The following is a 5941-nucleotide window of genomic DNA, read 5'->3' as shown; positions in this document are numbered from 1 at the left end:
TGGCGTGACCTCCTAGAATCGTACCATTGCGTTTGAGACCCTGGCGGGTAGAACCCGACCAGAAGTATGAAACGAAAGAGATACACCGAAGAGCAAATCGTGGCGCTCCTGCGCGAGGCAGACGAAGGCCGCAGCGTGGACGATGTTTGCCGCGAGCACAATGTGAGCAAAGCGAGCTTCCATCGTTGGAAGAGCAAGTACGGACAGATGGAGCTGCGCGATGTGAAGCGTCTGAAGGAGCTTGAGCGCGAGAACGCCGAGCTGAAGAAACTGGTGGCCGACCAGCTTTTGAACATCAAAGTACTGGAGCAGGTAAACGCAAAAAAATGGTAAGCCCGGGGCACAAGCGCGAAGCGGTGCGCGAGGTGGCCGAGTCGGGAACGTGCTCGTTACGGGCCGCCTGTCGGTATCTTCGTCTGCACTGGTCGAGCTTCTGCTACCGGGCTAAAACCGCCACCGACAAGATGGTTCGCCTCGTGCGTGCGATCATCGCGGTGAGCCGGACCAACCCGCGCTACGGTTATCGTCGCGTACGAGCGCTGCTGGCCAACGAAGGCTGGCAGGTCAGCCGCAAGCTGGTACAAAAGGTACGCCGGGCTGAAGGGCTGGGCGTGAAGCCGCCGCGCCCCCGGCAACGGCGTCAGGGCAAGTCCACCGGCAAGATCCCGACCGCGGCGACGCATCCGCGGCACGTGTGGAGTTGGGACTTCGTGGCGGATCGCACCGACAATGGAGCGCCTCTGCGGGTGCTCAGTCTGATCGACGAGTTTACCCGCCAGTGCATCAGCCTGACGGTGGCTCGCGGGCTGAAGTCAGCCGACATCGTCGCGGCCTTGGACAAAGCCATCGCCAAGCACGGTGCTCCCGAGCACATCCGTTCCGACAACGGGCCGGAGTTTATCGCTACGGCGACCAAGGACTACCTGGAATCCAAACGCATCAAAACCCTCTACATCGAGCCGGGCTCGCCCTGGCAAAACCCTCACGTGGAGAGCTTCCACAACCGCCTGCAGGACGAGTGCCTCAAGCAGGAGTGGTTCCTCTCCCTGACCGAAGCGCGCGTCGTCATCGAAAACTGGCGACGCAAATACAACAGCCAGCATCCGCACAGCCGTTTGGGCTTTATATCCCCCGACGCCTTTGCCAAACTCTGGCATCAAACCAAGGCAGTGCTTGGCTCCGTTCGCCCTACGGGCTCACTGCACCAAGCACTCCCGCAAACCATAACCCAACCAACATAATCCTACCCAGCCAGCGTCTCATCGCTCTGGTACGAAAAGTGGGGGCCGACCACGGCCTTTGTCGAGAGCGACATTCACCGCGTCATCGAAATCGGCTTTGAGCATATTCCAGAAGATTCTCAGCTCCGTTCGGCTATTGAGGACACTCAACGCTGGTTCTTAGCCAGTGGCGATTGGCGTCAGGTGAGGACAAAAATCCTTCAGCGCTATGGCCATGAAAATTTCACCAACGTGATTGAAAACCTGGCCTTCGTTTTCCTTGCTCTCTTGGACGGAAACGGAGATTTTGGTCGAAGCATCTGTACTGCCGCCAACTGTGGGAAAGATACTGATTGCACAGCGGCAACAGTAGGCGCCCTGCTTGGGATTATGAATCCGAGTGCCATCGGGGAAGAGTGGCTGCGTCCCATCGGACGAAATCTGGTGCTGAGCCAAGAGATTACCGGGATTACCCCGCCTGATTCGCTGGACGCTTTTACTGAGATGGTCATTGACCTTCGCGAACGAATAAACGGTGAGCCTCCCGTTCGTGCTATTGCTCACTCATTGCCAAAAGATATGTCTGTTCCCGCTCGCATCGGATGTGTGGACGTGGATTGGTTCGGACATGGGTGGCAGACAGGGAAGGATTATGGACTGGTCATGCCTAGCATGAAGGCTATCCGCTTTAGTGGGACACATGTGAGTTTAGACTCTTCGAATTTCGATAAGGAAGCGGTTGTTGTTGAATTCAGCTTCCGACTGGAACGTCCCACACATGCTCGGGTAGTATTTAACACACACGAAAATTGCCGAGTTTTCCTGAACGGGGAGTATGTGTTTGGACGTGAGTGCGGTAGAATGGCTCCATCTCCCCACCGGGTCCCCAACAACCAATCTATCGATGTTCAGCTAGGGGCGGGGAAGCACACATTGGTTGCCATACTAAAAACGCCCGAATTTTCGAAGCTGATTGAATGGGTGGTTGGGGTCAGCGATTGCGATGACAACGACCAGTGGGTCCCAGATATATGGATGCGTGAGTGAAGTATTGCTTCGCTTACCTATGTTTTTACTTACCCATGCCATCTCGACATCGTTATCGTTTCCCTCGTCCCGAGGTCTTGGCGTCGATTAGGCCCGAATTGCTCCGTCGATTTCTGACGCCTTATCAGTCGTATTTTCATGGCGGTGGGTTCGATGTGACATGCCTGAATAACCGGGCCGGTCCAGTTGAGTTGACGTATCTGTCGGACGTTCTGATGACTCCAGAGTCGGATATTCCGTCCGAGGTGTCGGGTGCCCTCTACGCCGTTCACGAAGTAGCAGTGGAGGAAAATACGGAGCTACTGGAAATTGTTGCCTCCTCGGAGCAAGTGCAGCCTGAGCCGAACTCAACGTTGCTGGAACTTGCGCTTAGCCTGTGGATGACGGCTCCGAAGGCACTCAAGTGGATTCATCAACACCAGTCTTGTGATCGCAAGCGCGCATTCGAGTACTTTAGCACGGAGGGCGACGCTTCGTCTGATTTTTCTCTGAATGCGGAGGGAATTCGTCAGTTGGAGCAGAGTCTTTCTTACCACTTTAAAAAGAAGGATTGGGGCTATGGCTGCCGCATCAGTCATCGTCCGCTGCCCAACGAACACTGGTTCCTCGTTAGCCATGGCGAGCGCTACAAACGGCAGGCAACGTGGGAGGAGGGGCGGATGGGCACAATCGGTTTTCAGCCCGAGCGCTATGACTTGATCATCTACGATGCCTTGACGAATGAATTGTGCGTCAATGCGCAGACGCCTACGCAGCGCGAGCACTACCGCAAGCTGTTTGGTTTTTATCTCTTTGGTCGGGAGAACTATTTCCCGGGTCGCAGCAAATACACACTTGAACCTTTATTACGCGACGGTGCGACGGCGTTGTTTACGGGCGACGTCCCTGAAATCGAATCAGTCCGTCTGAGCGAATTGAGCTATGTTATTGATGGAAATTTTGAGGAGGTCATCACCCATAAGGCGTATGATGTCTTTGCCTCAATGAAGCAGCACCGGGAGTACATTCCTCCGGGTGCCCGTTTGTTAAAAGCGACCTTCAAGCTGCGTTATTCCGGGCAGTCTAAAGAGCGCACGCTAACACTGAAGCCGTCCAACGTGGCGCTATACACCCGAGACGGTGACGGCCCTATATTGGAAAAGTGGCTGAATCGCCGCGAATTTGTAGTTCGAGACCGCGTGAAGGGGCATGAGCAGTGCGAGCATGTTCTGGCGGTCGGTTGAGGAGATCGGTTTCGGGGCTCGGGACGCCGCGTTACAACGCTACCTGGGCGAGAGTTACGAGCATATACACCCGTATCTGATGCCTTGTTCGGGCCTGACGAAGTCTATCGCCTGTGAGCGAACGCGTGAAGGGCATTACTGCAAATACCGGATCGCGGATGTGCCGGAAGAGGACGGCACCTACGCCGCCTTGTGCGACGAGCATTTTTGCACGACGAAGTTCTACAGTCGCGAGGAGTTGGTACGTTACACGATCAATCCGCAGATACTGCTTCCGGCCATCGCCCGTTGTCTGGGGCTGCATCCGCAGATCAACTCTATCGCGAATGATGTATGGCGTTTGGGTCAAGTTCCGGGAACACCGACAGTGACACCGGTCATGTTTACGCGAGTCAAGGATGCGTGTGCCATGAAGCGAGTCCTCCAATTGCTGATCGTTGAGGAAATTCACCGCTTCGTTCTGGTGACACCAACCAGTCGTCATTACATGGGCGGGCATTGCGCGTCATTGCTCTCACGAATGGAGCGACAAGTCCTTCCGTTGGAGGAGGTCACGGAAATGAACGGTCACGAACCCGTTCTGACCGAAGCCGGAGGGGTACGCTGGCAAAATGTAAAGGAGCTCGTCGGTGGGGCAACCGTGCTGGGGGCCACTTTTCCGACACCGTCGGGCGCGGATTGGCACGATCTTTCTCTGGTGTTTCGGGACGGTCATACGGTGATGGCTTCTATTGGCTCGGTCCGGGAAACTTACACCTTTCAGGACATGGGGATGGTGAACCGGAACACTCTCACCCCAGACGAGCAGTGGCAATTGCTCTACCACTTTGCCGAGGAGATGGGCGTATTTACGTGGAGAAGCCAGCATGCCGATCATCGTAACAAGAAACGCAAGGGACGCTTAGCTTCACGTCTGAGAGCCTTCTTTGGCATCACCGGCAATCCCTTCGCTTACCGCAGGGAAGATGGCGGCTGGGAAGCGATTTTCAACATTCGTATCGAATCATAATCACTGAATAGAAAATGGACATCGACAAGGAACTGAAACGTATCGCACAAGAGAAGAAGAAGCTGCAAAAGCAGAGGCAACAACTGCTTGAGCAGAAGAGAACGCGGAAGGCTGCACTCTCCAAGCTTAGCACGCTCGTTAAACAGAGCTGGTCGGCCCCCACTTTTCGTACCAGAGCGATGAGACGCTGGCTGGGTAGGATTATGTTGGTTGGGTTATGGTTTGCGGGAGTGCTTGGTGCAGTGAGCCCGTAGGGCGAACGGAGCCAAGCACTGCCTTGGTTTGATGCCAGAGTTTGGCAAAGGCGTCGGGGGATATAAAGCCCAAACGGCTGTGCGGATGCTGGCTGTTGTATTTGCGTCGCCAGTTTTCGATGACGACGCGCGCTTCGGTCAGGGAGAGGAACCACTCCTGCTTGAGGCACTCGTCCTGCAGGCGGTTGTGGAAGCTCTCCACGTGAGGGTTTTGCCAGGGCGAGCCCGGCTCGATGTAGAGGGTTTTGATGCGTTTGGATTCCAGGTAGTCCTTGGTCGCCGTAGCGATAAACTCCGGCCCGTTGTCGGAACGGATGTGCTCGGGAGCACCGTGCTTGGCGATGGCTTTGTCCAAGGCCGCGACGATGTCGGCTGACTTCAGCCCGCGAGCCACCGTCAGGCTGATGCACTGGCGGGTAAACTCGTCGATCAGACTGAGCACCCGCAGAGGCGCTCCATTGTCGGTGCGATCCGCCACGAAGTCCCAACTCCACACGTGCCGCGGATGCGTCGCCGCGGTCGGGATCTTGCCGGTGGACTTGCCCTGACGCCGTTGCCGGGGGCGCGGCGGCTTCACGCCCAGCCCTTCAGCCCGGCGTACCTTTTGTACCAGCTTGCGGCTGACCTGCCAGCCTTCGTTGGCCAGCAGCGCTCGTACGCGACGATAACCGTAGCGCGGGTTGGTCCGGCTCACCGCGATGATCGCACGCACGAGGCGAACCATCTTGTCGGTGGCGGTTTTAGCCCGGTAGCAGAAGCTCGACCAGTGCAGACGAAGATACCGACAGGCGGCCCGTAACGAGCACGTTCCCGACTCGGCCACCTCGCGCACCGCTTCGCGCTTGTGCCCCGGGCTTACCATTTTTTTGCGTTTACCTGCTCCAGTACTTTGATGTTCAAAAGCTGGTCGGCCACCAGTTTCTTCAGCTCGGCGTTCTCGCGCTCAAGCTCCTTCAGACGCTTCACATCGCGCAGCTCCATCTGTCCGTACTTGCTCTTCCAACGATGGAAGCTCGCTTTGCTCACATTGTGCTCGCGGCAAACATCGTCCACGCTGCGGCCTTCGTCTGCCTCGCGCAGGAGCGCCACGATTTGCTCTTCGGTGTATCTCTTTCGTTTCATACTTCTGGTCGGGTTCTACCCGCCAGGGTCTCAAACGCAATGGTACGATTCTAGGAGGTCACGCCA

Annotated in this window: 6 protein-coding genes and 1 pseudogene; 5 read left to right on the top strand and 2 right to left on the bottom strand. The window is 56.4% G+C overall.

What is annotated here, in order from left to right; genetic code table 11:
- Positions 1 to 66 precede the first annotated feature (66 nt).
- The 5 genes and pseudogenes from H5P28_RS06320 (at position 67) to H5P28_RS06300 (ending at position 4499) form a co-directional block, all read left to right on the top strand.
- On the top strand, positions 67 to 333 hold the full coding sequence (locus tag H5P28_RS06320; protein ID WP_185673679.1) for a transposase: 267 nt from the start codon (positions 67 to 69) through the stop codon (positions 331 to 333).
- Positions 327 to 1241 (top strand): IS3 family transposase, encoded by a 915-nt coding sequence (locus tag H5P28_RS06315; protein ID WP_185673678.1) that lies wholly within the window; start codon positions 327 to 329, stop codon positions 1239 to 1241. Before H5P28_RS06320 ends, H5P28_RS06315 begins: the two co-directional genes overlap by 7 nt.
- A gap of 69 nt (positions 1242 to 1310) precedes the next feature.
- Positions 1311 to 2267: pseudogene (locus tag H5P28_RS06310) on the top strand (ADP-ribosylglycohydrolase family protein); the annotation flags it as partial.
- Positions 2268 to 2302: 35 nt separating this feature from the next.
- Entirely contained in the window at positions 2303 to 3490 is a 1188-nt protein-coding gene (locus H5P28_RS06305) for a hypothetical protein (protein ID WP_185674863.1), read from the top strand.
- Complete coding sequence (locus H5P28_RS06300; protein ID WP_185674862.1) at positions 3456 to 4499, top strand: hypothetical protein; 1044 nt, start codon at positions 3456 to 3458, stop codon at positions 4497 to 4499. The genes H5P28_RS06305 and H5P28_RS06300 overlap by 35 nt, the downstream gene beginning before the upstream one ends.
- A 201-nt stretch (positions 4500 to 4700) precedes the next feature.
- On the opposite strand, the gene H5P28_RS06295 is transcribed toward H5P28_RS06300, so the two are convergent.
- On the bottom strand, positions 4701 to 5615 hold the full coding sequence (locus H5P28_RS06295) for an IS3 family transposase (protein WP_185673678.1): 915 nt from the start codon (positions 5613 to 5615) through the stop codon (positions 4701 to 4703).
- Positions 5609 to 5875, bottom strand: a complete 267-nt coding sequence (locus tag H5P28_RS06290) for a transposase (protein WP_185673679.1) — start codon at positions 5873 to 5875, stop codon at positions 5609 to 5611. The genes H5P28_RS06295 and H5P28_RS06290 overlap by 7 nt, the downstream gene beginning before the upstream one ends.
- Positions 5876 to 5941: the final 66 nt, after the last annotated feature.

The organism is Ruficoccus amylovorans, from assembly GCF_014230085.1.
In the GTDB taxonomy this organism is placed as follows: Bacteria; Verrucomicrobiota; Verrucomicrobiia; order Opitutales; family Cerasicoccaceae; genus Ruficoccus; species Ruficoccus amylovorans.
This window is presented reverse-complemented; position numbering and strand designations above follow the sequence as displayed.